Origin of the sequence: Cellulomonas composti, assembly GCF_007990245.1 — a bacterium.
Classification (GTDB): domain Bacteria; phylum Actinomycetota; class Actinomycetes; order Actinomycetales; family Cellulomonadaceae; genus Cellulomonas; species Cellulomonas composti.
This window is the reverse complement of the sequence record NZ_BJWG01000012.1, coordinates 106630-132199: the sequence shown is the minus strand read 5'-3', so window position 1 is coordinate 132199 and position 25570 is coordinate 106630. Positions and strand designations below refer to the sequence as shown.

Here is a 25570-nt window from a genome sequence, read left to right as displayed (position 1 = left end):
TGGCTGCGTGTGGTGGTCGGGGTGGCGCGGTCCACCCGCTGAGCATGGTGGCGCGTCCGGGGGTGTCGCGTCGGCGTCGGAGTTAGTGGCTGCGCGGATGGGTGCAGGTTCGGGCGGGTGGAGGCGCCGGGTGCTGCATCGATGTGTGCGCTGGTGGTCTCGTGGCTGCGGGTGCGGCCGCAGGGGGCGGGTGTTCGGGGGGTGGGCGGGGCCGGAGGGGGTGGGTGGGGGTCGGTAGAGTGGCCGCGACATCCCTGCCGTGCGACCTGGAGTGGACCTGTGGGACGAGTTGTCGTCGACGTGATGCCCAAGCCCGAGATCCTCGACCCGCAGGGCAAGGCCGTCGCGGCCGCGCTCGGCCGGCTCGGGTTCGGGCAGTTCGGCGCGGTGCGTCAGGGCAAGCGGTTCGAGCTGACGGTCGAGGGCGAGATCACCGACGAGGTGCTCGCCGCGGCCCGTGCGGCCGGGGAGCAGGTGCTGTCCAACCCGGTGATCGAGGACGTCGTGGCGGTCTACGCCGACGAGGAGCAGCCGGCATGACCCGCATCGGCGTCGTCACGTTCCCCGGCACGCTCGACGACCGGGACGCGGCCCGGGCCGTGCGCCTGGCCGGTGCCGAGGCTGTCGCGCTGTGGCACGGCGACGCCGACCTGCACGGCGTCGACGCCGTGGTGCTCCCGGGTGGGTTCTCGTACGGCGACTACCTGCGTGCGGGTGCGATCAGCCGGTTCGCGCCGGTGATGGGCGAGATCGTGGACGCCGCGAACCGCGGCCTGCCGGTGCTCGGCATCTGCAACGGGTTCCAGGTGCTCACCGAGGCGCACCTGCTGCCGGGGTCGATGATCAAGAACGACCACCTGCACTTCGTCTGCCGCGAGCAGGTGCTCTCCGTGGAGAACGTGGACACCGCCTGGACGCGTGACTACACGCTCGGCGAGCGCATCACCGTCCCGCTGAAGAACCAGGACGGCCAGTACGTCGCCGACGAGCGCACGCTCGACGAGCTCGAGGGCGAGGGTCGGGTGGTCTTCCGCTACCAGGACGTGAACCCGAACGGGTCGCGTCGCGGGATCGCGGGCATCAGCAACGCGGCGGGCAACGTCGTCGGGCTGATGCCGCACCCCGAGCACGCGGTCGAGCCCGGCTTCGGCCCGGACGGGGCCAAGGGGCCGCGCACCGGGACGGACGGGCTGCGCTTCTTCACGTCGGTGCTGCACGCGCTCGTCGGCTGACCCTTCGCCATGAGCGTCCCCGTCGAGGTGGTCGTCGTCGGCTGGGACGACGACGACGCGGCGCGGCTGCGCGCACGTCAGCAGGCGGAGCTGCGCGAGCGGTACGGCGACGACGACATCGGCCACGCCATGACGGGCGACGAGATCGTCGCGATGGTGCTGCTGCGCGAGGCCGGCGCGGCGGTCGCCTGCGGTGCGATCCGGGACGCGTCGGCCGACCAGGGCCCCGGTGTCGGCGAGCTCAAGCGCATGTTCGTCGTGCCGGAGGCCCGCGGTCGCGGTCATGCGCGGCGCGTGCTCGTCGAGCTCGAGCGCATCGCGGTGGAACGCGGGTTCACGCGGCTCGTCCTCGAGACCGGCGTCCTGCAACCTGACGCCATCGGGCTGTACCTCACCGCCGGCTACCGCTCGATCGCGAACTACGGGGAGTACGTGCAGGTCGCCGACTCGCGGTGCTTCGCACGCGACCTCGTCGGACCGGCGCGTGAGCGCCCCGGTCGCACGACGAGCGCGCGCGGCGTCGTCGTGGAGGCCGTGCCCTACGACGACGAGACCGCCCTCGCGCTGCGTCGACGGATGTGGGACTTCAACGCGGCGAGCTACCCCGAGCTGTACGGCGAGGACGGGACCGTCGGCGGGTTCGAGGCCGACGACGCGCGCCAGGCGCCGGGGATGATCGCGACGCTCGTCGGACGCGTGGACGGCGAGCCCGTCGCGTGCCTGTGCCTGCGCGCGGCGCGCGACGGGTACCCGGAGCGCAGCGGCGAGCTGAAGAAGGTCTTCGTCCGCGAGGAGGCGCGCGGTGCCGGCGTGGCGCGGGCGCTGCTCGCGGCCGCCGACGAGGTCGCGGCCGAGCGCGGGCTGAGCTCGATCGTGCTCACGACGGGCATCCGCCAGCCCGAGGCCGTGACGCTGTACCTGTCGGCGGGCTGGCGGCCCTGCCTTCCGTTCACCGACCCGACCGGTGACTGGGTGTCGCTCTGGTTCAGTCGTCCGGTTCCGGACGTCGCGGATCCGGTCCCTGCGCAGGAGAAGCACCGTGCCTGACGACCGCGAGCCCGATGAGACGCCCGCCGTCGAGCCGTTCGTCCCGTGGCGCCGGGGTGGCACGGCCGAGCGTCGGCGCGGCTACCGCCGGCTCGCGGTGGTCTACCTGTGGTCGGCGGTGCTGTTCGGCGCGGTCGGGGTCGCGTTCCTCGACGGCATCACGCGCGCGGCGCTCGTCGCGCTCGCGCTGCTCGAGATCGTGGCGTTCTCGATCCCCGTCTTCGTCGCCAACCGCGAGCGCGACGGCGACCGGTAGCGCTCGACCGGTTCAGGCCTCGAGCGTCGCCAGCGCGCGGTCGAGGTCGTCCGTGAGGTCGGCGACGTCCTCGAGACCCACCGAGAACCGCACGGTGGCCTCGCCGATGCCCACGCGTGCGCGACCGACGGGGCCGAGCTTGCGGTGCGTCGTCGTGGCCGGGTGCGTGACGATCGACTTGGCGTCGCCGAGGTTGTTCGAGATGTCGACGATCCGCAGCGCGTCGAGCACCGCGAACGTCGCCTTCTTGGCCACCTCGGGGGACGCGTCGGCCGGGACCGCGAGGTCGAACGTGACGACCGTGCCGCCGCCGCTCTGCTGGCGCAGTGCGAGGTCGTGCTGCGGGTGGGAGGGCAGGTACGGGTAGCGGACCGCGGCGATCGCGGGGTGCTGCTCGAGCCAGTTCGCGAGCAGCAGCGCGGACGACGACTGGTGGCGGACCCGCAGCGACATCGTCTCGAGGCCCTTGAGCAGCACCCACGCGTTGAACGGGGACAGCGACGGGCCGGTGTTGCGGATGAGCTGCTGCACCGGACCGCCCAGGAACTCGGCCGAGCCGAGGATCGCGCCGCCGAGCACGCGGCCCTGGCCGTCGATGTGCTTCGTCGCGGAGTACACGATCACGTCCGCGCCGAGGTCGAGCGGGCGCGACAGCACGGGGGTCGCGAACACGTTGTCGACGACGACGACCGCGCCGGCGGCGTGCGCGAGCTCGGAGACCGCCGCGATGTCCACGAGGTCCTGCATCGGGTTGGACGGCGTCTCGAAGAACACGACGTCGGCGGGCGTGGCCAGCGCGGCCTGCCACTGCTCGAGCTCGTGCCCGTCGACGTAGTCGGTGCGCACGCCCCAGCGCGCGAGGATGTCGTCGAAGATGACGACCGTCGAGCCGAACAGCGCCCGCGCGGCGACGATCCGCGAACCCTGCTGCACCAGCGCAGCGAGCGCGGTGAACACCGCGGACATGCCCGTGGCCGTCGCGGACGCGGCCTCGGCGCCGTCGAGCAGACGCAGGCGCTCCTCGAATGTCGCGACGGTCGGGTTGGCGTACCGCGAGTACAGGAACCGGTCGACGTCGCCCGCGAACGCGGACTCCGCCTGGGCGGCCGAGTCGTACGTGTAGCCCTGGGTCAGGAAGAGCGCCTCGGAGAACTCCGCGAACGACGAGCGGACCAGGCCGCCGCGCACCGCGAGCGTGTCCGGGCGCAGCGAGGCGCGGTCGACGCGGTGGTCGTCCCAGTCGCCGGGACCGGGCGCGGCCTGGCTCACAGCGACTTCCACGGCAGGCCGGCGGCGCGCCAGCCGTCGTGCCCGCGCTGCCCGTCCGGGCCGATGCCGCCCTCGAAGCCCTCGAGCACGTTGTACGCCGGTCCGAGCCCCGCCGCGGTCGCGGCCTGCGCCGCCGCGATCGAGCGCACGCCGGAACGACACAGGAAGACGATGCTGCGGCCGTCGCCGGGTTCCACGCCCGCACCGAGGAGCTGCTCGACGAACGCCGGGTTGGGCCCGGCCGCCGAGAGCCACTCGACGAAGGCCGCCCGGCCGCCCAGGGCGTCGGCGTCCGGCACGCCGATCTGCTGCCACTCGCCGAGCGTGCGGACATCGACGAGCAGCGCACCCTCGTCGGACGTGAGCAGGTCCCAGGCCTGCTGGGGGGTCAGATCACCTGCGTAGGACATGTCGCTCCTCCATCGGTCCTGGCGGTAGCACCCTGCGCCGGGCGCCTCGTGCGAGGCGACCCGCGGGTTGCTGCGGCGTCGTCGAGCCAGATCTCTCGGCCGCTCTGGATGGGTACCGGGAGATTACCCGGCTCCTGCCCGCGCTATCCACCTGCTGAACAGCCTGTCCCGCTGGGCGAGACGCAGCGGCGACGACGTTGACAGGGGGCGCCCGGCTTCGTCACCCTTCGAGTCAGGTCATGAGCGCCAGCGTCAAGCCCCGGCTCGCTGGCCGGCAACCCTCCTCCGCGGCGGGGTGCCCCGGGTGACGACCAGGCCGCGCACCGTCCGGTGCGAGGCAAGCGCGGGGTCCACCGACGGCCGGTGTCCCCGGAGTCCCGGAGGTGCCGTCATGACCGCAACCATCGAGCACGCGTCGTGTACGACGGTCGGCACGGAAGCTGGTGCGCAGGCGCTGGCGCAGGCGCCGGTCTCCGCGCTGCTGACCGTCGTCGGCGGCACCACGACCGTCCCGCTCGTCGACGGAACGCAGCGCGTCTACGCGAACCTCGACTACGCGGCGAGCGCGCCCGCGCTCGAGGCGGTCGCCGCGCGGGTGGCCGAGGTGCTGCCGCTGTACGCGTCGGTGCACCGCGGCGCCGGGTACCTCTCGCAGGTCTCGACCGCGCTGTACGAGTCCGCACGTCAGACGATCGCGCGGTTCGTCGGAGCGCGTCCCGACGACGTCGCGATCATCACGCGCAACACCACCGACTCCCTGAACCTGCTCGCGGGTGTGGTCCCGGCGGGCGGGCGCGTGCTGGCGCTCGACCTCGAGCACCACGCCAACCTGCTGCCGTGGCTGCACGCGGACCGCTCCGCGGCGGGCCACCGCACGACGATCCTGCCCATCCGGGCCACGGTCGCCGAGACGCTCGAGTCGCTCGGAGCCGAGCTCGCGGCGCAGGAGTACGCGCTGGTCACTGTCACGGGCGCGTCGAACGTCACGGGTGAGTCGCTGCCGCTCGACCGGGTGATCGAGCTGGCGCACGCGCACGGTGCGCGTGTCGCGGTCGACGGCGCCCAGCTCGTCCCGCACCGCGGCTTCTCGCTCGCCGCGAGCGGCGCCGACTACGTCGCCTTCTCGGGGCACAAGACCTACGCGCCGTTCGGCGCGGGCGCGCTCGTCGGGCGCCGGGACTGGCTCGACACGGGCACACCGCACCTGGCAGGGGGAGGTGCGGTGCGCGACGTGCGGACCGATCGGACGGTCTGGCAGCCGGCGCCCGCGCGGCACGAGGCCGGCTCGCCGAACGTCATCGGCGCGATCGCGCTGGCCGAGGCGTGCGACCAGCTCGCCGCACTGCCCGCCGGTGCGCTCGCCGCGCACGAGGCCGCGCTGCGCTCGCGGCTCGTCGAGGGTCTGGCGGCGATCGACGGCGTCGAGCTCGCGCGCATCTGGGCCGACTCCGACGAGCCGGTCGGGGTGCTGACCTTCACCGTCCCGGGCCATGACTCCGGCCTGGTCGCGGCCTACCTCGCGGCCGAGCACGGCATCGGCGTGCGCGACGGCCGGTTCTGCGCGCACCCCCTGCTCGCGCACCTGGGCGCGTCGGGCGGCGCCATCCGTGCGTCGGTCGGCGTCGGGACGACGAGCGAGGCGGTCGACCGCCTGCTCGTCGGGCTCGCCGCGTACCTGAGCGAGGGGCCGCGCTCGTCGTACGAGGTCGTGGACGGCTGCTGGGCCGTGGTCGACGACACGCGTCCGCTGCTTGCGGTGCACGGACTGGACCACCTCGCCGCGACGGCCGCCGCGGCGTGCGGTCCCGCGCTGGACTGAGCTTCGAGGCGTCGCGCTGGTCAGGCCGGCGCGAGGTTGCGGGCCGCTCGGCGCAGCATGCTGTCGACCACGATCGGGTGCAGCGCGCGCACGGGCAGGAAGTAGAGGCGTCCGCGGCGGTTGTGCAGGCGCACGTTCGTCGTGACGCGGACCAGGCCCGCCGCGGCGTCCACCGCGATGCCGCACCGGAAGTCCAGGTGCGCGTCGTCCGCGCTGATCAGCGCCTCGCCGCGGCCCGCCGGGTCGGTGCGGATCTCGTCGACAGCGAACGTGTCCCGCGGTGCGCGCGCGACGCCGATGAGGGGCGCGAGCACCTGCCGCAGCAGCAGCGCCCCGCGGATCCAGACCGGCATCGAGCGGATGCCGAACACCGTGCGCGCCCACTGCGCGGGGTCGGTCGGTGCGCCGGCCGGCAGCGCGATGATCGAGGTGTCCGCGTAGTCGGGGGCGAAGTCCCGCAGCGCGAGCGACCAGCCCGCCGCGGCCTCGCGCTGCGCCTGTGCCGGTCCACGGTCCGGTCCGGTGCCCGGGTGCTGAGCCTGGGTCGACTGCGTCATCGTTCGCCGCCTCGCTCGTCGGACACCCGTACGGTGCCGTATGGAAGTGACCGTACGGTAGCGTACGGATCGTGGTCAAGGCCTCGACGTCACGCGACGACTGGATCGACGCCGCCTACGCGGCGTTCCTGCGCGACGGCCTCGGCGCGGTCCGTGTCGAACCGCTCGCGCGTGCGCTGGGCGCCACCAAGGGATCCTTCTACTGGCACTTCACCGACCGCGCGGCCCTGGTCGACGAGGTCGTCGCGCGGTGGGAGACCGAGCAGACCGACGCCGTGATCACGCTGGCGGAGGCAGGCGGGACCCCGCGCGAGCGGCTCGAAGGGCTGTTCGCCGCCGTCGCGGCGATGCGCCGGGACGCCGCCGCGCTGCTCTACGTCGAGGCGGCCGCGCACGGGGTGGGCGACGCGGTCGTTCGCGTGACCCGACGACGCATCGACTACCTCGCCGGCCTGCTCGTCGAGCTCGGCCAGGACCCCGACGAGGCGCGGCGCAGGTCGGTCGTGGCGCTCGCGACCGTGCTGGGCATCGACCAGCTCCGGCTCGTCCGGCTGCCGGACCTCGCCGATCCCGCACTCACCGCGACGGCGCTGGCGATGGTCCTGGCCTGAGCCACGCGCTGTGCCGACCGCTGTGCAGACGGGGTGTGCCGACCGATGTGCCGACCGCTGTGCCGAACGGGTCAGACGACCCGCAGCCCCAGATGGCTCGCGAGCGCGGGCGCGATCTCCACGAGCTGCTCGGTGCTGATCGTCGCGCCCGCCAGCCCCGCGACCCCGTCCAGGTGCTGCAGGTCCCGGATCCCGCGGAGGTCGGCGTCCTTGAGAGACGCACCGGTGACGTCGAGCCGTCGCACGCGGCAGTCCTCGAACGTCAGGCCCTTGGCGCGCACGCGCGCCAGGTCCAGCTCGTCGATCACGACGCCCGTGAACCGCACGTTCTCGAGTGTCGTGTCGCGCAGGTTGAGGTAGTCGACCTTGCCGCCGACCACCTCGACGCGCGTCCACCGGCAGCTGTACGCCTGGACCGCGCCGAGCCGGCAGTCGGTGAGCGTGCCGTCCTGCCACGTCGCGCTCGCGAGCCCGAGCACCGCCGCGCGCACGCCCGTCCACGCGGTGTCGACGAGCCGCGCATGGCTCAGGTCGGCGTCGTCGAGCACGCAGTCGACGAACGTGCAGTCGAGGAACCTGGCCTCGCTCGCGTCCTGGCCCTCGAGGTGCTCGCGGTCCAGGGTCACCCGGTCGTAGTCGCCACCGCTCTCGAGTCGCATCCGCCCAGCCTGCCAGCCGCAGCGCCGCGCCCGCGAAATGGGGTGGGAGCCGGTGGTGGGGTGCGTGGCACGATCGCCCTCGTGCAGCACGACCTCACGCTCACCGGTTCCGGAGTCCGACTCGTCCCCGTGAGCGCCGAGCACGCGGCGGGGCTCGTCGCGTTCGTCGACGACGCGCTGTGGCAGGGGATGACCAGCCCCACGCCGCGCGACGAGGCCGACATGCTCGCGTTCGTCGACGCCGCGCGCGCGATGCCGGGGCGGTACGCGTTCGCGGTGCTCGACGGCGCGGGGCGGGTCGTCGGCTCGTCGTCGTACTACGACGTGGACCTGCGGATGGGGCGGCTGGAGATCGGGCACACGTTCTACGACCGCGCGGTCTGGGGGACGACGGTCAACCCGGCGTGCAAGCTCGCGCTGATGGAGCACGCGTTCGACGAGTGGGGCGTGCATCGCGTCGCGTTCCGGATCGACACCCGCAACGCGCGGTCGGTCGCGGCGGTGACCAGGCTCGGCGCGATCCGCGAGGGCGTGCTGCGCGGGCACCGGCTGGCCGCCGACGGCTCGCGCGGGGACTCGGTGTACTTCTCGGTCCTGGCCGACGAGTGGCCCGCCGCCCGGGCGCGCCTGCGTGAGCGGTTGGGCCTCGTCCCGGGCTGAGGGCACTGCTCAGACGAGGGGTTCGACCCTGCCGACGACGTGGGGCTTGCTGGTCCGCGGGTCCCAGGCGGCCAGCGCGAAGCCGGGGTCGGCGCGGCGGGTGCTCACCGCGACGGTGCCGGGCAGCAGCACCGGCTTGATGAACTCGACCGACCAGATGAAGGCGTCGCCGCGCGCGAGGCCGACGTCCGCGAGCAGGCGCGACGCGGTGTACATCCCGTGCGCGATGGCGCGCGAGAAGCCGAGCGCCTTGGCGGACAAGGCCGACAGGTGGATCGGGTTGCGGTCGCCGGAGACCTCCGCGTAGCGGCGGCCGGTGTCCGCCGCGAGCTTCCACCGGCCCGTCGGCAGCGGCGCGACGAACGGTGTGCGCCCGTCGGGCGCGTCCGGCGCGTCGGGATCGGTGGGGCCGGCGGGTTCGTCGGACGGGAGGCGGACGGAGGTGGCGAGGTACGTGGAGGTGCCGCGCCAGACGTGCTCGTCGCCGGCCAGCACGTCGACGACCAGGTCGACCTGCGTGCCGCGACGGTGCGGCCGCAGGTCACGGGCGTGCGCGACGACGTCGAGCGGCTCGTCGAAGCGGACGGGCCGGCGCTGCTCGACGACGTTCGCGAGGTGCACCATGCCGAGCAGCGGCAGGGGGAAGTCGGAGCGTGCCAGGAGTGCGGTCGCGACGGGGAACGCCAGGACGTGCACGAAGCCGGCGGGCAGGGTGTCGGCCGCGGACTCGCCGACGAGCCGCTGGTAGGCGCCGAGGTGGTCGAGCGAGGCCCGCACGCCACGGACGCGGTAGGTCACGTCCGGCAGCGCGGTCGGCGCGGACCCGGTCCGGCGGGTGACCGCGAGCCGGCCCGAGGTGGCGGCGCCGCGGGCGTAGAGCCCGCCGAGACCGGGGACGTGACCGAGGTCGACGATCACGCGCCGACCACGTTCTGCCCGCACACGCGCAGGGTCCGTCCGACGATCCCGCCCGCCTGGGGCGAGGCGAGGAACGACACCGCCTCCGCGACGTCCACGGGCAGGCCGCCCTGCTGCAGCGAGTTGAGCTGGCGTGCGACCTGCCGCGTGACGGCGGGCATCTTGGCGGTCATCTCGGTCTCGATGAAGCCCGGCGCGACCGCGTTGGCGGTCCCGCCGAACGGCTCGAGCAGCGGCGCGGTGGCTCGCACCATGCCGATGACGCCGCCCTTGGTGGCCGCGTAGTTGGCCTGACCGCGGTTGCCGGCGAAGCCGGTGGTCGACGAGATCGACACGATCCTCGGGGCGTCGGTGAAGTCGCCCGAGACCAGTAGAGCCTCGTTGATGCGCAGCTGCGCGGCGAGGTTGACCGCGATCACGGCGTCCCACTGCGCCTCGGACATGTTGGCGAACAGCTTGTCGCGCGTGATCCCGGCGTTGTGCACGACGACGTCGAGCCGCCCGTGCCGGGCGAGTGCGTGCGCGAGGATCCTGGCGCCCGCGTCGTCGGCCGTGATGTCGAGCTGCAGCGCGGTGCCGCGCACCTCGTTCGCGACCGTCGAGAGCTGCTCGCCGGCGGCGGGGACGTCGACCGCGACGACGGTCGCCCCGTCGCGCGCGAGCGTGCGTGCGATCGCGGCGCCGATGCCGCGTGCGGCGCCCGTGACCACGGCGACGCGGCCCTCGAGCGGACGGTCCCAGTCCGCGGGCAGCGCACCGGCCTCGGTGTCGACCGCGAGCAGCTGACCGTGCACGAAGGCGGCACGCGTGGACAGCAGGAACCGCAGACCTCCGACGACCGACGGGGCGGTCACCGGCAACGTGCCGGTCAGCACGACGCCGTTGGCGGTCGAGCCGCCGCGGGACTCCTTGGCGATCGTGCGGACCACGGCGTCGACGCCCTGCCGCGCGGCGGCCACGGCGGGCGCGTCGTCGGCGGTCGCGGCGCGCGAGACGGTCACGACGCGGCCGCCGCGGGTGAGGCGCTTGAGCGTCGAGGCGGTCGCGAGCATCGGCTCGTGCAGCTCGTCGGGGTGGTCGAGGTCGGTCAGGACGACGACGACCGCCGCGTACTGCTCGTCGGGCGTCGCGTGCCGGTAGACGTCGAGGCCCCAGCCGTCGAGGACCTCGTCACCGGCGGCGTCGGGGGTCGCGGGGTCGCCCGAGAGCAGCGCCGCGAGCGCGTCGGCGTCGGCGCCGGTCCCGAGCACGAGGACCTTCCCGTCGACGAGCGGGCGGCCAGGCGCCCAGCGCACCAGCGGGACGGCGGGGGAGAAGCCGAGCAGGCCCGACAGCCGGGCAGACAGCGTGGTGGTGATCGGGTTCGCCATGGTCAGGCCGCCTCGAGGATCGCGGTGAGGCCGAGCCCGCCGGCCGCACAGACGGAGATCAGCGCGCGTGGCGTGCCGCCGTCGCGCTCCTTGCGCAGATGCAGCTCCTTGGCGATCGTCGCGACGATCCGGCCGCCGGTGGCGGCGAACGGGTGGCCGGCCGCGAGCGACGAGCCGTGCACGTTGAGGCGGGCGCGGTCGACGGTGCCGAACGCCCCGGGCAGGCCCAGGCGGGTCCGGCCGAACTCGTCGGACTCCCAGGCGGCGAGCGTGGACAGCACGGTCGCCGCGAACGCCTCGTGGATCTCGACCAGGTCGAGGTCGTTGAGCGTCAGGCCGTGCCGGGCGAGCAGGCGCGGCACCGCGAAGACGGGCGCCATGAGCAGGCCGTCCTCGCCGTGCACGAAGTCGACGGCACCGGCCTCGGCGTCGACGACCGCGGCGAGCGGCGTCAGCCCGTGCTCCGCGGCCCAGTCCGACGAGCCCAGCAGCACCGTCGAGGCGCCGTCCGTGAGCGGCGTCGAGTTGCCGGCGGTCATCGTCGCGGGCGCGTCGATGGTCAGCCCGAACGTGGGCGCGAGCGAGGCGAGCTTCTCGAGCGAGGAGTCCCGGCGCAGGTTGCCGTCGACCGTCTGACCGCGGTACGGCGTGACGAGGTCGTCGAAGAACCCGGCGTCCCAGGCGGCGGCGAGCCGCTGGTGCGACGCGAGCGCGAGCTCGTCCTGCGCCTCGCGTGTGATGCCCCACTGCGCGGTGGTGATCGCCTGGTGCTCGCCCATCGACAGGCGCGTGCGCAGCTCGTCGGTGCGCGGCGCGGCCGGGGCGAGGTCCTTGGGGCGGATCCGCGACGCCGCGGCGAGCTTCTGGCCCACCGAGCGGGCGCGCGACAGGTCCAGCAGCGTGCGGCGCAGGCGGTCGCTGACGGCGATGGGCGCGTCCGAGGTGGTGTCGACGCCGCCGGCGATCGCCGACTCGAGCTGGCCGAGGCGGATCTTGTTCGTCAGCGAGACGACGGTCTCGAGCCCGGTCGCGCAGGCCTGCTGGACGTCGTAGGCCGGGGTGGTCGCGGCGAGCGACGAGCCGAGCACCGACTCGCGCGTGAGGTTGAAATCGCGGCTGTGCTTGAGCACCGCGCCCGCGGCGACCTCGCCGATCTGCTCGCCCTGCAGCCCGTACCGCGCGACGAGCCCCTCGAGCGCGGCGGTCAGCATGTCCTGGTTGCTCGCGTGCGCGTAGGCGCCGCCGGAACGGGCGAACGGGATGCGGTTGCCGCCCAGCACGTACGCGCTGCGGGGGCTGCTGGTCGGCTTCGCCGGGGGCTTCCTGATGGCCATGGGCCGATCCTCTCGCTTCGTCGCGACCACGGGGACGAACCCTCATGTCGAGGGACATTCGTCCCAGAAATGGTGTCCAGAACTCACAGTACCTGATACCTTCGGTTTCGTGAGCCCTGTCACACCACCGCCGTCACCGGAGACGAGCGCCGCCCGACGGTCCGACGACCCGTTCGTCGTGGACGGCCGTTCCACGCGCTGGGCGGACCACCGCGAGGCCCGCCGCGCCGAGCTCGTCCGCATCGCCCGCCGCACCGTGCACCACGGCGGTCCCGACGTGTCGATGGAGGAGATCGCGACCGCCGCGGGCACGTCGAAGTCGATCGTCTACCGCTACTTCTCCGACAAGACCGGGCTGCAGATCGCGGTCGCCGAGGCGGTCGTGCTGCAGATCCAGGGCGCGCTCGAGGGCGTGCTGCGCGTCGCGCCGACCCCCCGCGAGGGCCTGCGCGCGATGGTCGCGGTCTACCTCGAGATGATCGAGTCGTCCCCGAACGTCTACGCGTTCGTGACGCGCGACGGCTCGATCGAGTCCGGCGGACCCCTCGGGCACTTCCTCGACTCGGTCACGCAGCTCGTCGCGGCACCCTTCGCACGCGGGCTGACCGTCGAGCGCGACGGCCGCCGCACCGCGCGTCGCCCCGAGGCGGGTCCCGACGACCTCGCCGCCGACGAGCCCGTCGACGACGACCGGGCGCGCATCCTGCTCGCGGAGTCGTGGGCCGCGGGCGCCGTCGGCTTCGTGCGCGGCGCGGGCGAATGGTGGCTCGCCCACCGCGACGAGCCCGGCAGCCCCGACCGCGAGGACATCACGGCGCAGGTCGCGGCTTGGCTGTGGGCCGGTCCGGTCGGCCTGCTCGCGCGCGACCGCTCGCGCTCCGACCACGTGCCCGACCACGTGCCCGACGACGTGCCCGCCCCCGAATCCGCCCCTGTCATGCCCGTCATCCCAGCACCCGCCACCGACACGACGACGACGTCCGAGGAGCCCGCATGACCACCACGACCGACCGCCCCGCCGTGGCCGACGAGCACGCCGACGCGCACGTCGACGTCGCCGCGCTGACCGAGCAGCTGCTGGGCCAGTACGCGGACCTGCGACGCGAGGCGCGCGCGGTCGTCGGGACCCCGGAGTTCCAGAAGATCGAGGGGCTCGCCATGGCGGAGCACCGCGAGCGGATCCTGCACCAGCTCCGCGAGCTCGTCGCGCACCACGACGTGCTGCGCGCGTTCCCCACGCGGCTCGGCGGCGCCGACGACCACGGCGGCAGCCTCGCGCGGTTCGAGGAGCTCGTCGCGGGCGACCCGTCGCTGCAGATCAAGGCCGGTGTGCAGTGGGGCCTGTTCGCGAGCGCGATCCTGCACCTGGGCACCGAGCACCACCACGACACGTTCCTGCCCGCGGCGATGTCGATCGAGGTGCCCGGCGCGTTCGCGATGACCGAGACGGGCCACGGCTCGGACGTCTCGGCGATCGGGACCACCGCGGAGTACGACCGCGAGACGCAGGAGTTCGTCGTCCACACGCCGTTCCGCGCGGCGTGGAAGGACTACCTCGGCAACGCGGCGCTGCACGGCACCGCTGCGGTCGTCTTCGCGCAGCTCGTGACGGCGCCCGAGGGGGCACCGCGCGTCAACCACGGCGTGCACGCGTTCTACGTCCCGCTGCGCGACCCGGCGACCGGTGAGTTCCTGCCCGGCGTCGGCGGCGAGGACGACGGGCTCAAGGGCGGGCTCAACGGCATCGACAACGGCCGCCTGCACTTCGACCACGTGCGCGTGCCGCGGACCAACCTGCTCAACCGCTACGGCGACGTCGCGCCGGACGGCACGTACTCGTCGCCGATCGCGAGCCCGGGGCGGCGCTTCTTCACGATGCTCGGCACGCTCGTGCAGGGCCGCGTCTCGCTCGACGGCGCCGCGGTCAACGCGAGCAAGCTCGCGCTCGCGATCGCGGTCACGTACGCGGGTCAGCGCCGCCAGTTCGTCGCCGAGGGTCCCGACGAGACCGTCCTGCTCGACTACCAGCGCCACCAGCGCCGCCTGCTGCCGCTGGTCGCCGAGGCCTACGCGGCGACGTTCGCGCACGAGGAGCTGCTCGCGGCGTTCGACGAGGTGTTCTCGGGCCGCGGGGACACCCCGGAGGGCCGCGAGGACCTCGAGACGCTCGCGGCGGCGCTCAAGCCGGCGTCGACGTGGGGTGCGATGCGCACCATCCAGGAGTGCCGCGAGGCGTGCGGCGGCGCGGGCTACCTGGCCGAGAACAGGCTCGTCGGGCTGCACCAGGACCTCGACGTGTACGTGACGTTCGAGGGCGACAACACCGTGCTGCACCAGCTCGTCGGCAAGCGGCTGCTCACGGAGTACGGTCGCGCGCTCAAGGCTGGCGGCGCAGGCGACGTCGCGCGGGCCGCCGCGGAGCGGGCGGTGCACCGCACGCCGCTGATCCGCGCGGTCCAGACGATCTCCGACGTCGGCGACGCCCGCCGCTCGGCCGGGCAGCTGCGCGACGAGGAGACGCAGCGCGAGCTGCTCACCGACCGCGTCGAGGTCATGGTCGCCGAGCTCGCGATGGCGCTGCGCACCGCGTCGAAGCTGAGCCCCGCCGAGGCCGCTGCGCTGGTCAACGCCCACCAGCACGAGCTCATCGAGGCCGCACGGGCGCATGCCGAGCGCGTGCAGTGGGAGGCGTTCACGCGTGGCGTGCACGCCACGACGGACCCGGGCACCAAGCGCGTGCTGACGTGGCTGCGGGACCTGTTCGGCCTCGCGCTCGTCGAGCAGCACCTGGCCTGGTACCTCGTCAACGGTCGCCTGTCCGCCGGGCGGGCCCGCACGGTCTCGTCGTACCTGGACCGCCTGCTGGTGCGGCTGCGGCCGCACGCGCAGGACCTGGTCGACGCGTTCGGCTACGGCCCCGAGCACCTGCGCGCGCCGATCGCGTCGGGCGACGAGGCCGCGCGCCAGGACGAGGCGCGCGCCCACTTCCGCGCGCAGCGCGTCGCGGGTCGGGAGCCGGTGCCGGAGAAGCACGCCCGCTGACCGCGTCCTCGACGCGCGTTCCACTTCCCCGCAGGTCAGGCCTGCGCCAGGATGGGCGCAGGGTCGGCGTCGGGCCGCCCGTGACGAGGGAGGTCCTCGATGTCGACATCCCAGGGGGAGAAGTCGTCGGTCAACTGGCGGATGCTCGTCGGCATCGCGGCGCTGGTCATCGCGGTGATCCTCATCGCCGAGAACTCGCAGGACGCGACCGTCAAGGTGCTGTGGGCGACCGTCGACATGCCGCTGTGGATCCTGCTCGCGATCACGTTCGTGCTCGGCGGGATCACGGGCTGGTTCGTCAAGGCGCGGCGCGTCAGGCGCGGTTCCTGACCTGCCTCACGGCTCCGGGTTGCACCGGGCTGCCGCCATCGCGAGCAGCCCGACCGCCGGTCGCCACGGCTCGAGGTTCCACGTCTCCTTGTCGGGAGCGCCCACCTCGTGGCAGGTGAGCTGTTGCTGCATCGTGTCCGAGGCGGCCTCGGGTTCGAGCGCGACGAGCTGCTCGCCGAGCAGGGTGCTCGCGGCGGAGCCGCCGCCGCGAGCCCAGGCCGCAGGCGACACCGCGAGCGAGCGGCCGCCTTCGCGCTCGCCCCAGTCCGCGGACTCGACGGCTGTCGTCGCGAGCCACAGCTCCTGCGGCTCGGCGCTGCCGACGACCTGCACGACGTCGCCGACCGGGACGAGCCGGCCGTTGCCGGTCAGCCTGATGCCGGCGACCGGTGGCTGGGCACCCTCGTCGGCGCGCACCAGCGCGGTGTCGTCGATGAGGGCGTCGATCGCCAGCCCGTCGGGTGCGGCGAGCGTCGCGACGACCTCGCCGGCGCCCGCGGGCAGCGCGAGCCGTGCGCTCCCGTCGGCCTGCTCCACCGCGGTGCCGTCGACGAGCGCGACCACGGTCACAGGGCCGGACGTGACGGCGGTGCCGGCGCGCAGCACGTCGTCGCGGGTCGGCGCGGCATCGGGCGGGAGCCTCGTGCGGGGGGTCGCGGTCGGCGAGGCGGTGCCGCCGGGCGTCCCCGTGTTCGTCGTCGCGTTGCTCGTCGGGTCCGGTTCCGGGGGGTCCGACGAGCAACCGAGGAGCACGAGGTTCGAGAACGCGACCACGGCCACCACCGCAACGAACCGCGCAACGAACCGCGCTGCGAGGCTCACACCGCACCCCCGCCGCTACTCATGTCCGGGACGCTACTGGGTGTGGGCGTCAGGGCACGCGCAGCTCGACGAGCGGGTCGCGGCGCGCTGCCCAGACCGCGGGGAGCACGGTGACGGTCACCGACGTCACGATCGCGAGCACGCCTGGCCCGGCGTCGGTGCCGGGACGCGTCCAACTTGGTGAGGGGTCAGGAACTGGGACAACCGGGTCCTGGTCCTTGGACTCGGCGGTGAGCGCGAGTGCCGGGCTCCGCGTGCGCTGCGCGACCGGTCGCTGGACGGTCTCCGGGAAGCGAACCCGGCCGCCGGTATCCTGCTCGCGACCGCCGCCAACGGTCGGGTGGAGCTCCGGCCCCCCGGCGACCGGGGGTCACCCGCCCCGCCCGTGCCATGAGGGAACCGATGACCACCGCACCCGCGCGTCCCGCCAGCGAGCAGCAGTACGACACCGTCGAGGACGCGGCGGCGACGCCGGACCTCGCGCAGCCGTTCGCCGAGCTGGGCCTCAAGCCCGACGAGTACGCGCGCATCCGCGACATCCTGGGCCGCCGCCCCACCGCGGCCGAGCTCGCCATGTACTCGGTGATGTGGTCGGAGCACTGCTCCTACAAGTCGTCCAAGAACCACCTGCGCCAGTTCGGTGACAAGACCACGGACGCGATGAAGGAGCACCTGCTCGTCGGCATCGGCGAGAACGCGGGCGTGGTCGACATCGGCGACGGATGGGCCGTGACGTTCAAGGTCGAGTCGCACAATCACCCGTCGTACGTCGAGCCGTACCAGGGTGCGGCCACGGGCGTCGGCGGCATCGTGCGCGACATCATCTCGATGGGCGCGCGTCCCGTCGCGGTCATGGACCAGCTCCGGTTCGGCGCGATCGACCATCCCGACACGGCGCGCGTGGTGCACGGCGTGGTCGCGGGCGTGGGCGGCTACGGCAACTCGCTCGGCCTGCCGAACATCGGCGGCGAGCTGGTCTTCGACCCGTGCTACCAGGGAAACCCGCTGGTCAACGCGCTGTGCCTGGGCGTGCTGCGGCACGAGGACATCCACCTGGCCAACGCGTCCGGCGCGGGCAACAAGGTCGTGCTGTTCGGCGCGCGCACGGGCGGCGACGGCATCGGCGGCGCGTCGATCCTGGCGAGCGAGACGTTCGACGACACCAAGCCGTCCAAGCGGCCGTCGGTGCAGGTCGGGGACCCGTTCATGGAGAAGGTGCTCATCGAGTGCTGCCTCGAGCTGTACGCCGCGCGCGTCGTCGAGGGCATCCAGGACCTGGGGGCCGCCGGGATCTCGTGCGCGACGAGCGAGCTCGCCTCCAACGGTGACGGCGGCATGCACGTCGACCTGGAGAACGTGCTGCTGCGCGACCCCACGCTCACGGCCGGCGAGATCCTCATGTCGGAGTCGCAGGAGCGCATGATGGCCGTGGTGACGCCGGCCAAGCTCGACGCGTTCCTGGCGATCACCCGCAAGTGGGACGTCGAGACCGCGATCATCGGCGAGGTCACCGGTTCGGGGCGCCTGACGATCGACCACCACGGCCACCGCATCGTCGACGTCGACCCGAAGACCGTCGCGCACGAGGGCCCGGTCTACGACCGGCCGTACGCGCGCCCCGCGTGGCAGGACGGGCTCAACGCGGACTCGTCGGAAGCGCTGGAGCGTCCGACGAGCGGCGCGGAGCTCCGGGCGACCGTCCTGCGCCTGCTGGGCTCGCCCAACCTGGCCTCCAAGGAGTGGGTGACCAAGCAGTACGACCGCTTCGTGCAGGGCAACACGGCGCTCGCGCAGCCCGACGACTCGGGCGTGGTCCGCGTCGACGAGACGAGCGGCCTGGGCGTGGCGCTGGCGACCGATGCGAACGGCCGCTACGGCAAGCTCGACCCGTACACCGGAGCGCAGCTCGCGCTCGCGGAGGCGTACCGCAACGTCGCGACGACGGGCGCCCGGCCGCTCGCGGTGACCGACTGCCTCAACTTCGGCAGCCCCGAGCACCCGGACTCGATGTGGCAGCTCGTCGAGGCGATCCGCGGCCTGGCCGACGCGTGCCAGACGCTCGAGGTCCCCGTCACCGGCGGCAACGTGTCGCTGTACAACGGCACGGGCGAGCCCGGAAAGCTCGACTCCGCGATCCACCCGACGCCCGTCGTCGGCGTGCTGGGCGTGCTCGACGACGTCGCGGACGCGGTGCCGTCGGGCTGGGCGGCCCCCGGCCAGGCGGTGTACCTGCTCGGCGTGACGCGGCCGGAGCTCGACGGTTCGGCCTGGGCCGACGTCGTGCACGGCCACCTCGGCGGCCTGCCGCCGGCGGTCGACCTGGACGCGGAGCGCCGCCTCGCCGCCGTGCTGCAGAACGCGGCGCGTGACCACCTCGTCGACGCGGCGCACGACCTCTCCGAGGGCGGCCTCGCGCAGGCGCTCGTCGAGTCGTCGCTGCGGTTCGGCGTGGGCGTGACGGTGCGGCTCGACGCGCTGTGCGAGCGCGACGGCCTGACGCGGTTCGAGGCGCTGTTCTCGGAGTCGACGGCGCGCGCCCTGGTCGCCGTGCCGCGCTCCGAGGAGGTGCGGTTCGTCGACCTGTGCGTCGCGCGCGGCGTCCCGGCGCTCAAGCTCGGTCGGACGGCCGAGGTCCCCTCGTCGGGCGACGACGAGAGCGGCGCGGCGGTCGAGGTCGAGGGCCTGTTCGTCGTGCCGCTCGCCGAGGCGCGCGAAGTGTCCTCGGCGACGCTCCCGCGCTACTTCGGCTAGGCGTCGCGCACGACGAGCCCGCGCCGATCGCGAGTCTCACCACGCGGGACGCCTGGTCGTCCCGCCCCAGTGGTCCCGTCGGACGCCCGGTGACGGCGGTTAGCCTGGCCGTTCCTGAGCAGAGCAGAGCAGAGCAACGCGGAGCAGAGCGGAGCCCACCATGCAGGTCCAGCTGGAGCGTGCGCGCGAGCAGGTCCTCGCGCGCAACCCCGGGGAGCGCGAGTTCCACCAGGCCGTTCACGAGGTCTTCGACTGTCTCGAACCCGTGCTCGCCAAGCACCCGCAGTACGTCGACGGCGCGGTGCTCGAGCGGCTGTGCGAGCCGGAACGGCAGATCATCTTCCGCGTGCCGTGGATCGACGACGCCGGCCAGGTGCAGATCAACCGGGGTTTCCGGGTGGAGTTCAACTCCGCGCTCGGGCCGTACAAGGGCGGGCTGCGCTTCCACCCGTCGGTGTACCTCGGGATCGTGAAGTTCCTCGGGTTCGAGCAGGTGTTCAAGAACGCGCTCACCGGCATGCCGATCGGCGGCGGCAAAGGTGGCTCGGACTTCGACCCGCGCGGCAAGTCCGACGGCGAGGTCATGCGCTTCTGCCAGTCCTTCATGACCGAGCTGTACCGGCACATCGGAGAGCACACCGACGTCCCGGCGGGTGACATCGGCGTGGGCGGCCGGGAGATCGGCTACCTGTTCGGCCAGTACAAGCGCATCACCAACCGCTACGAGTCGGGGGTGCTCACGGGCAAGGGCCTGACGTGGGGCGGTTCGCTCGTGCGCAAGGAGGCCACCGGCTACGGCACCGTGCTGTTCGCCGAGCGCATGCTCGCGACGGCGGGGGAGTCGTTCGACGGTCGTCGGGTCGTCGTCTCCGGCGCGGGGAACGTCGCGCTGTACGCGATCGAGAAGGCCCAGCAGCTCGGCGCGCACGTGGTCGCCTGCTCGGACTCGTCGGGCTACGTGCTCGACGAGCGCGGCATCGACCTGGACCTGCTGCGTCAGGTCCGCGAGGTCGAGCGCGGGCGCGTGAGCGAGTACGCCGAGCGGCGGGGTGCCGTGCACGTGGCGGACCGGCGGGTCTGGGAGGTCGGCGCGTACGTCGCGCTGCCGTGCGCCACGCAGAACGAGCTCGACGACGACGACGCGCGCGGGCTCATCGCCTCGGGTGTGCGGGTGGTGGCGGAGGGCGCCAACATGCCGACGACCCCCAAGGCCGCGGCGCTGCTGCAGGAGGCGGGCGTGCTGTTCGCCCCGGGCAAGGCGGCGAACGCGGGCGGGGTCGCGACGTCTGCGCTCGAGATGCAGCAGAACGCGAGCCGCGACTCGTGGACCTTCGAGTACACCGAGGCGCGGCTGGCCCGCATCATGCACGACATCCACGACCGCTGCCTCGAGACGGCCGACGAGTACGGCGTGCCCGGCAGCTACGTCACGGGCGCGAACATCGCGGGCTTCACGAAGGTCGCCGACGCGATGCTCGCGCTCGGGATCGTCTGAGCGCACGGACCGGGCGGGCTCGCGGGCTCGCTCCGGCGGGCGCGCGCGGTCCGAAATCGGTGGAACCCGGTGGGGTGTCGGCCTAGCGTCGGCGATGTGGTCGAACGGGTCCGGGTGGTGCGCGCCGACAGGGGCGCGGTCCTCGTGCTGCCCGCGACGAGCGCCGGGGACGGTTCCGGGCCCGACGAGGGTGGCGCGGCGGCCGAGCGCGTGCCGCTCGACCGGGACGGCACGCTGCCCCTGCTCGACGCGCGGTCGCACGACGTCCCCTCGGTCGGCGACTGGCTGGTGCTGGCCGACGGGCACGCCCGCATCGAACCCCGCCGGACCGCGCTCGTGCGCGACAGCGCCGGGCGCACCGCGCAGACCCAGACGCTCGCGGCGAACGTCGACGTCGTGCTCGTCGCCGAGCACCTCGACCCCGACCCCGACCTGGGCCGCGTCGAGCGGCTGCTCACGCTCGCGTGGCGATCGGGGGCGACGCCCGTCGTCGTGCTGACCAAGGCCGACCTGGTCCCGGACCCCGACGGGATGACCGCCGACGTCGCCGCGGTCGCGCTCGGCGTCGACGTGCACGCGGTGAGCGTCGTGCGCGACGAGGGGCTCGACCCGGTCCGGGCGCTGCTGACGCCCGGCGCGACGCTCGTCGTCGTCGGGCCGTCCGGCGCCGGCAAGTCCACGCTGGTCAACGCGCTCGCGGGCCGGGAGGTCATGGCGACGGGCGGCCGACGGGCCGACGGTCGCGGTCGGCACACGACGACGCACCGCGAGCTCGTCCCGCTGAGCGGGGGCGCGGTGCTCATCGACACCCCCGGCCTGCGCGGGATCGGCCTGGTCGCCGACGCCGACGCGCTCGCGACCACGTTCGCCGACGTCGACGCGCTCGTGCGATCGTGCCGGTTCTCCGACTGCACCCACGAGCGCGAGCCGGGCTGCGCGGTGCTCGAGGCGCTGGCGCTCGGCGATCTCTCGGAGCGCCGCTACGACTCCTGGCGCCGCCTCGAGCGGGAGGCCGCCTACCAGGAACGCCGCGCCGACGCCCGGCTGGCGGCCGCCGAGAGGGCCCGCTGGAAGCGGATCACCCAGGACCACCGGCGCGGGCGTGGCCCGGGCGCACCCCGCCCCTGAACGTCGCAACATCCGCAGATCGGGCGCCCCCTGACGCATTCGGGTGACGAGGGGACCGTGCCCGGCCGGACGCCGGGATCGCGCCGCTAACCTTGCGCGGTCGGCGCCCGTGCCGATCGGACGAGAGGTGTGTCATGAGGTTCGCGAGGGCGATCGCGCTGGGGGCCGTGACCGCGGTGACGGGGGGCCTCCTGGCAGCCGTACCGGCAGCGGCGCAGGCCACGGGAGCGCCGGCGGCGAGCGCCGCGGCCACCGTGTCCGTGACGCTGACCGGCAAGGCGGTGCGGGCCGACGGGCGCGCGGTCGACGAGGTCGGCGTGTTCGTCGTACCCGCCGCGAGGTGGGTCGACGAGGACGCGGCGCCGGTCAGCACCGCGCTGGTCGCCGACAACGGGCGGTACTCCGTCACGGCGTCGGTGGCGGCGGGCAGCTCGCTCTACGTGCGGGTGGACGACTGGACGTCGTCGGACGGGTACATGGACCGCCTGTTCGTCGGGAAGGGCGGCAAGGCCGCGTTCACGTACGTGGGGCTCGCGCCGATCGCCGCGAAGGCCGGGACGATCGAGCTGGGCACCGCGACCGCGCCGAAGCTCAGCACGGTCCGGGTGACGACGTCGGCACCCGTGCACTGCGCCAAGCTGTTGCGCAAGAACGGCACGCTCGCCGCCATGGAGTGCGACTACACCGTGGACAAGAAGGTGTTCACGTTCACGGGGATGTACCCGGGCGAGTACACCGTCGGTGCGATGTGGAGCAGCTGGACGGATGCGCGCGCGACCGTCGACGTGTCGGCGAAGAAGGGCGTCACGACCGCAGCGATGCTCACGCTCGAGTCGCCGACGACGATGACCGGTGTCGTCCAGGACACGCAGGGCAAGGCTCTGGAGGGCATCGCCGTGTGGGCGAACGGACCCGACTCGCCGCGGACGGTCACGGACGCCACCGGCCGCTACGCGTTCAAGGGCCTCACGGCCGGGTCCTACGTGGTGGACTACTCCGGCGCCTCGGGCATGTCGAGCGCGTACCGCGACTACGTGACGCGGACCTCGACGGTGTCGGTCACCTCGGGCCGGGTCACGACCGCCGGGTCGACCCTCACCAAGGGTGCGCAGGTCACCGGCTCGGTGACGCCGCTCGCCAAGGAGACCTACGGCACGATCGTCGCGCTCGCGGCCGACGGTCACGTGCTCGCCTCGGACTCCTACTGGTCGTCCGACGGCAAGAAGCGGGACTTCGCGCTGCACGGTCTGCCGACCGGCACGCACACCGTCGTCGTCCAGGACGCCGCATCGGGTCGGTATGCCAAGTCCACCGTCGTGGTCTCCGGCACCTCCGCGCGCACCGTGGGTGCGCTCAAGCCGGCCGCCGCGCCCGTGACCGTGCGCGGCACGGTGGAGGGGACGACGGCAGGCTTCGTCTCGCTGCGCTACGGCACGTCCCCGCTCTACCGTGGGGCGATCGACGGCGGAGACGTCAAGCCCGACGGCAGCTACGCGATCACGCACGTCGTGCCCGGGATCTACGCGCTGCGGTCGCACCGCACGACCTCGACGGCGGGGTACGAGGGCAATCTGCTGAGCGTGACGGTCGGTGACGGCGTGGCGGTGCGCAGGATCCCGCAGCCCACCCGCAAGGTCCAGACGCTGCAGACCCTGGTGCGCACGAGCGTGACCTTCGACGGGCGCGCGCTCCCGGGCGTGGTCCCGTTGCCGCGCCGGACCCCCGCGGACCTGTGGGGCAACTGGACGAACGAGAAGGGCGTCGGTCAGGCGCCCTGGACCGGTCGCGCCTGGGACGCGGTGGTCCTCGAGGACGTGTTCTTCGCCTACCACTCGCCGTACTACTTCGTCGTCAAGTCGCCCACGAGCGTGACCAAGCCGGGCGATCTTGCCAACGTGACGGTCGCGCGGGTCGCGGGAGGGCCGACGGTCTAGCGCGTGGGCACCGTTCGCACCAGGGTGGTCGAGCCCGACGACGACACGGGCCACCGGGCTCGCGTCGCCGTCGGGCTCGTCGTCGCGGGCAGCGCGGCCTGGCTGCCGGGCGCACAGTTCGCGTTCGTGCTGCCCAAGCTCACGGTCGTGCTCGTCGGCGTCCTGGTCGCGACGACGGCCGCGGCGCGCGGTCGGCTGCCGCGTGGCGCGGCGGCGCTGCTCGGGGTCGGTGCGACCTGGCTCGGCGTCTGCGCGCTCCTCGGCGAGCGGCCGTGGACGGCGCTCGTCGGCGCGTTCGGCCGGTACGAGGGGATCCTGGCGCTCGCCGCCTACGGCGGTGCCCTGTGGACCGGCGCGCGACTGCTACGCGGTCGCACGAGCGATGCCGCCGCAGGGCCGCCAGCGCCCTGGCGCACGCTGGAGCGCACGGGTGCGGTCGTCGCGGTCGTCGTCGCGGCGGGAGCGCTCGTCGAGGCGACCGGTGCGCGACCGTTCGCCGGGTCCGCCGCCGAGCGCACGGGCTCGCTGCTCGGCAACGCCACGGACCTGGGCGTGGTCGGTGCACTGCTGGCGGTCCTGCTCGTCCGACCGGTGCTCGACGGGCTCGGGCCGGCCCGTCGGTCGCGCGGCGCACGGTCGGCCCCCACCGCGGACGCGGTGCTCGCGTGCGCCGGCGTGGTCGGCGGGCTCGTCGCCGTCGTGCTGTCCGGCTCGCGGGCGGCGCTGCTCGCGCTCGTCGTCGGCGCGGCCGTGGCGGCGGGCCTCGGGTGGTTCCTGGCGCGGGCGCGGGCCGGCGGCGCGGCCCGAGCACCGGTGGTGGCGCTGAGCGGTCTCGCCGCGGTCGGCGTGGTGGGCGCGCTCGTCGTGCCGGCGACCGCCGCCCGCCTGCTGGGCGAGGACGGATCGGCAACGGCGACGGTCTCGGGGCGATGGCTGATCTGGGAACGCACGCTCGACGTCGTCGGCGCGCACCCCTGGTTCGGGGTCGGCCCGAGCGGGTTCGCGCACGCGATCCTCACGGTCTCCGATGCCGAGTGGGCGCGGCGCGTCGGGTTCGAGCGACCGCTGGACTCGCCGCACTCCTGGCCGCTGCAGGTGCTCGTGGCGGGCGGGCTGCCGCTCGCGCTGGTGGCGCTCGCGCTGCTCGTCGTGCTCGCGCGGGCGTGGTGGCAGGCGGCCCGGGCGGACGCGGATCCCTGGCGGGCCGCGACCGCGACAGGCGCCGTCGCCACGGTCGCGGTCGCGCTGCTGACCCACGTCACGGGGGTCTCGACGCTCGGTCTCGCGCTGCTCGTCGCGGGCGGTCTCGTCTCGCGACGCGCGCCGGCCGACCGGACCCGCGCAGCGGCGGCGACGCGGGTGGCCTGGGGGTGCGCCGCGGCGGCGCTCGCGTTCGTCGCGGTGCTGGGCGTCGTCTCGCAGTGGCCGCAGCGCGCCGCCGGTGACGCCGCAGCGGCGGGGGACGCCGCGGCGTTCGTCGTCTCCTGCGACCGCGCCCAGGCGCTGCGCTGGTGGGACCCGGCGACGTCCTCGGTCTGTGCGCAGGACGCGGCCGCCGCGGTCGACGTCACCGTCGTCGCGGGTGTGGAGCCCGACCCCGCTCTGGTCATGGCGGCCATCGCGGCCGCCGACCGGGCCCTGCGCGCCGACCCCGACGACCGCGGGGCGCTGGCCGCGCGCGCGGTGCTGAACCAGTCCGTGGGCGAGCTGGAAGCCGCACTCGCCGACCTCGACGCCGTGCTGCGGCTGACTCCCGACGACCCGGCGACGCTGCTGCGCGCCGGGACCGTGCGTGCGTACCTCGGCGACGTCGACGGCGCGATCGCCGACTTCGAGGACGTGCTGCGCATCGACCCTGAGAACGAGGACGCGGCGGGCAACCTGGAGATCGTCCGCGCAGCGCGCGGCTGATCGCGACGACGGGAG

At 74.0% G+C, this 25570-nt stretch carries 23 protein-coding genes and 2 riboswitches; of the genes, 15 read left to right on the top strand and 8 right to left on the bottom strand.

The annotated features are described in order from the left end of the window. The first annotated feature begins 279 nt into the window (after positions 1-279). From purS to CCO02nite_RS13015, 4 genes are read left to right on the top strand one after another with little or no spacing between them, the layout of a single operon-like run. Entirely contained in the window at positions 280-540 is a 261-nt protein-coding gene (gene purS, locus CCO02nite_RS13030; protein WP_146843583.1) for a phosphoribosylformylglycinamidine synthase subunit PurS, read from the top strand. Further along, positions 537-1232, top strand: a complete 696-nt coding sequence (gene purQ / locus CCO02nite_RS13025) for a phosphoribosylformylglycinamidine synthase subunit PurQ (RefSeq protein ID WP_146843582.1) — start codon at positions 537-539, stop codon at positions 1230-1232. The genes purS and purQ overlap by 4 nt, the downstream gene beginning before the upstream one ends. Positions 1233-1241: 9 nt before the next feature. Then, positions 1242-2279 carry a GNAT family N-acetyltransferase gene (locus CCO02nite_RS13020; RefSeq protein ID WP_146843581.1) on the top strand — a complete coding sequence of 346 codons (1038 nt, stop codon included), beginning with the start codon at positions 1242-1244 and terminating at the stop codon, positions 2277-2279. Then, positions 2272-2535, top strand: coding sequence for a hypothetical protein (locus CCO02nite_RS13015; RefSeq protein WP_146843580.1), 264 nt, complete (start codon positions 2272-2274; stop codon positions 2533-2535). The genes CCO02nite_RS13020 and CCO02nite_RS13015 overlap by 8 nt, the downstream gene beginning before the upstream one ends. A gap of 12 nt (positions 2536-2547) precedes the next feature. Here the strand turns inward: CCO02nite_RS13015 and CCO02nite_RS13010 are convergent, their stop codons facing one another. Both CCO02nite_RS13010 and CCO02nite_RS13005 read right to left on the bottom strand, forming a co-directional pair. Next, a complete protein-coding gene (locus CCO02nite_RS13010; RefSeq protein ID WP_186812697.1) occupies positions 2548-3804 on the bottom strand; it encodes an O-succinylhomoserine sulfhydrylase in 1257 nt (418 codons plus the stop codon). Beyond that, positions 3801-4214 carry a rhodanese-like domain-containing protein gene (locus CCO02nite_RS13005; RefSeq protein WP_146843578.1) on the bottom strand — a complete coding sequence of 138 codons (414 nt, stop codon included), beginning with the start codon at positions 4212-4214 and terminating at the stop codon, positions 3801-3803. Before CCO02nite_RS13005 ends, CCO02nite_RS13010 begins: the two co-directional genes overlap by 4 nt. Before the next feature lie 6 nt (positions 4215-4220). Further along, positions 4221-4329, bottom strand: a riboswitch (SAM riboswitch). A 120-nt stretch (positions 4330-4449) separates the two neighbouring features. Then, positions 4450-4564: riboswitch (SAM riboswitch) on the top strand. A gap of 41 nt (positions 4565-4605) precedes the next feature. Here CCO02nite_RS13005 and CCO02nite_RS13000 point away from each other — a divergent pair. Beyond that, positions 4606-6033, top strand: coding sequence for an aminotransferase class V-fold PLP-dependent enzyme (locus CCO02nite_RS13000; protein ID WP_146843577.1), 1428 nt, complete (start codon positions 4606-4608; stop codon positions 6031-6033). 20 nt (positions 6034-6053) lie between these two features. On the opposite strand, the gene CCO02nite_RS12995 is transcribed toward CCO02nite_RS13000, so the two are convergent. Further along, a complete protein-coding gene (locus CCO02nite_RS12995) occupies positions 6054-6590 on the bottom strand; it encodes a DUF2867 domain-containing protein (protein WP_146843576.1) in 537 nt (178 codons plus the stop codon). Positions 6591-6661: 71 nt separating this feature from the next. On the opposite strand from CCO02nite_RS12995, the gene CCO02nite_RS12990 reads away from it, so the two are divergent. Beyond that, complete coding sequence (locus tag CCO02nite_RS12990) at positions 6662-7201, top strand: TetR/AcrR family transcriptional regulator (RefSeq protein WP_186812696.1); 540 nt, start codon at positions 6662-6664, stop codon at positions 7199-7201. Between the two features lie 71 nt (positions 7202-7272). Here the strand turns inward: CCO02nite_RS12990 and CCO02nite_RS12985 are convergent, their stop codons facing one another. Then, the gene (locus tag CCO02nite_RS12985; RefSeq protein WP_146843574.1) at positions 7273-7860 is read right to left on the bottom strand and encodes a pentapeptide repeat-containing protein; all 588 of its coding nucleotides are present in this window, start codon (positions 7858-7860) and stop codon (positions 7273-7275) included. Positions 7861-7941: 81 nt separating this feature from the next. On the opposite strand from CCO02nite_RS12985, the gene CCO02nite_RS12980 reads away from it, so the two are divergent. Beyond that, positions 7942-8520, top strand: a complete 579-nt coding sequence (locus CCO02nite_RS12980; protein ID WP_146843573.1) for a GNAT family N-acetyltransferase — start codon at positions 7942-7944, stop codon at positions 8518-8520. A gap of 9 nt (positions 8521-8529) precedes the next feature. On the opposite strand, the gene CCO02nite_RS12975 is transcribed toward CCO02nite_RS12980, so the two are convergent. Genes CCO02nite_RS12975 through CCO02nite_RS12965 form a run of 3 tightly spaced genes read right to left on the bottom strand, consistent with a single transcriptional unit; the run spans position 8530 to position 12142 of the window. After that, entirely contained in the window at positions 8530-9438 is a 909-nt protein-coding gene (locus tag CCO02nite_RS12975) for a MaoC family dehydratase (RefSeq protein WP_246117540.1), read from the bottom strand. Next, positions 9435-10808, bottom strand: a complete 1374-nt coding sequence (locus tag CCO02nite_RS12970) for a 3-oxoacyl-ACP reductase (RefSeq protein WP_146843572.1) — start codon at positions 10806-10808, stop codon at positions 9435-9437. Before CCO02nite_RS12970 ends, CCO02nite_RS12975 begins: the two co-directional genes overlap by 4 nt. 2 nt (positions 10809-10810) lie before the next feature. Further along, on the bottom strand, positions 10811-12142 hold the full coding sequence (locus CCO02nite_RS12965) for an acetyl-CoA C-acetyltransferase (protein ID WP_146843571.1): 1332 nt from the start codon (positions 12140-12142) through the stop codon (positions 10811-10813). A 109-nt stretch (positions 12143-12251) separates the two neighbouring features. On the opposite strand from CCO02nite_RS12965, the gene CCO02nite_RS12960 reads away from it, so the two are divergent. The 3 genes from CCO02nite_RS12960 to CCO02nite_RS12950 all read left to right on the top strand — a co-directional run bounded on the left by CCO02nite_RS12960 (position 12252) and on the right by CCO02nite_RS12950 (position 15514). Further along, complete coding sequence (locus CCO02nite_RS12960; RefSeq protein WP_186812695.1) at positions 12252-13139, top strand: TetR/AcrR family transcriptional regulator; 888 nt, start codon at positions 12252-12254, stop codon at positions 13137-13139. Beyond that, a complete protein-coding gene (locus CCO02nite_RS12955) occupies positions 13136-15184 on the top strand; it encodes an acyl-CoA dehydrogenase family protein (RefSeq protein WP_146843570.1) in 2049 nt (682 codons plus the stop codon). The genes CCO02nite_RS12960 and CCO02nite_RS12955 overlap by 4 nt, the downstream gene beginning before the upstream one ends. Positions 15185-15283: 99 nt before the next feature. Next, positions 15284-15514, top strand: a complete 231-nt coding sequence (locus CCO02nite_RS12950; protein WP_146843569.1) for a lipopolysaccharide assembly protein LapA domain-containing protein — start codon at positions 15284-15286, stop codon at positions 15512-15514. A gap of 6 nt (positions 15515-15520) precedes the next feature. Here CCO02nite_RS12950 and CCO02nite_RS12945 read toward each other — a convergent pair whose 3' ends face one another. After that, the gene (locus tag CCO02nite_RS12945) at positions 15521-16336 is read right to left on the bottom strand and encodes a DUF2599 domain-containing protein (protein WP_146843568.1); all 816 of its coding nucleotides are present in this window, start codon (positions 16334-16336) and stop codon (positions 15521-15523) included. Positions 16337-16738: 402 nt separating this feature from the next. Between CCO02nite_RS12945 and purL the strand changes: the two genes are divergently transcribed. The 5 genes from purL to CCO02nite_RS12920 all read left to right on the top strand — a co-directional run bounded on the left by purL (position 16739) and on the right by CCO02nite_RS12920 (position 25555). Beyond that, a complete protein-coding gene (gene purL, locus CCO02nite_RS12940) occupies positions 16739-19087 on the top strand; it encodes a phosphoribosylformylglycinamidine synthase subunit PurL (RefSeq protein WP_146843567.1) in 2349 nt (782 codons plus the stop codon). A gap of 160 nt (positions 19088-19247) precedes the next feature. After that, positions 19248-20582: an NADP-specific glutamate dehydrogenase gene (gene gdhA / locus CCO02nite_RS12935; protein WP_146843566.1), complete on the top strand. Its 1335-nt coding sequence runs from the start codon at positions 19248-19250 to the stop codon at positions 20580-20582. 96 nt (positions 20583-20678) lie between these two features. Continuing rightward, complete coding sequence (rsgA, locus tag CCO02nite_RS12930; protein ID WP_146843565.1) at positions 20679-21710, top strand: ribosome small subunit-dependent GTPase A; 1032 nt, start codon at positions 20679-20681, stop codon at positions 21708-21710. Positions 21711-21844: 134 nt separating this feature from the next. Next, positions 21845-23644, top strand: a complete 1800-nt coding sequence (locus tag CCO02nite_RS12925; protein WP_146843564.1) for a carboxypeptidase-like regulatory domain-containing protein — start codon at positions 21845-21847, stop codon at positions 23642-23644. A gap of 3 nt (positions 23645-23647) precedes the next feature. Further along, positions 23648-25555, top strand: a complete 1908-nt coding sequence (locus CCO02nite_RS12920) for an O-antigen ligase family protein (protein WP_146843563.1) — start codon at positions 23648-23650, stop codon at positions 25553-25555. Positions 25556-25570 lie beyond the last annotated feature (15 nt).

Excerpts from the sequence above, each read along its gene's own strand:
- purQ (WP_146843582.1), top strand. The coding sequence starts at position 537 with ATGACCCGCATCGGCGTCGTCACGTTCCCCGGCACGCTCGACGACCGG.
- CCO02nite_RS13020 (WP_146843581.1), top strand. The coding sequence starts at position 1,242 with ATGAGCGTCCCCGTCGAGGTGGTCGTCGTCGGCTGGGACGACGACGAC.
- CCO02nite_RS13005 (WP_146843578.1), bottom strand. The coding sequence starts at position 4,214 with ATGTCCTACGCAGGTGATCTGACCCCCCAGCAGGCCTGGGACCTGCTC.
- CCO02nite_RS13000 (WP_146843577.1), top strand. The coding sequence starts at position 4,606 with ATGACCGCAACCATCGAGCACGCGTCGTGTACGACGGTCGGCACGGAA.
- CCO02nite_RS12995 (WP_146843576.1), bottom strand. The coding sequence starts at position 6,590 with ATGACGCAGTCGACCCAGGCTCAGCACCCGGGCACCGGACCGGACCGT.
- CCO02nite_RS12985 (WP_146843574.1), bottom strand. The coding sequence starts at position 7,860 with ATGCGACTCGAGAGCGGTGGCGACTACGACCGGGTGACCCTGGACCGC.
- CCO02nite_RS12970 (WP_146843572.1), bottom strand. The coding sequence starts at position 10,808 with ATGGCGAACCCGATCACCACCACGCTGTCTGCCCGGCTGTCGGGCCTG.
- CCO02nite_RS12965 (WP_146843571.1), bottom strand. The coding sequence starts at position 12,142 with ATGGCCATCAGGAAGCCCCCGGCGAAGCCGACCAGCAGCCCCCGCAGC.
- CCO02nite_RS12955 (WP_146843570.1), top strand. The coding sequence starts at position 13,136 with ATGACCACCACGACCGACCGCCCCGCCGTGGCCGACGAGCACGCCGAC.
- CCO02nite_RS12950 (WP_146843569.1), top strand. The coding sequence starts at position 15,284 with ATGTCGACATCCCAGGGGGAGAAGTCGTCGGTCAACTGGCGGATGCTC.
- purL (WP_146843567.1), top strand. The coding sequence starts at position 16,739 with ATGACCACCGCACCCGCGCGTCCCGCCAGCGAGCAGCAGTACGACACC.
- gdhA (WP_146843566.1), top strand. The coding sequence starts at position 19,248 with ATGCAGGTCCAGCTGGAGCGTGCGCGCGAGCAGGTCCTCGCGCGCAAC.
- CCO02nite_RS12925 (WP_146843564.1), top strand. The coding sequence starts at position 21,845 with ATGAGGTTCGCGAGGGCGATCGCGCTGGGGGCCGTGACCGCGGTGACG.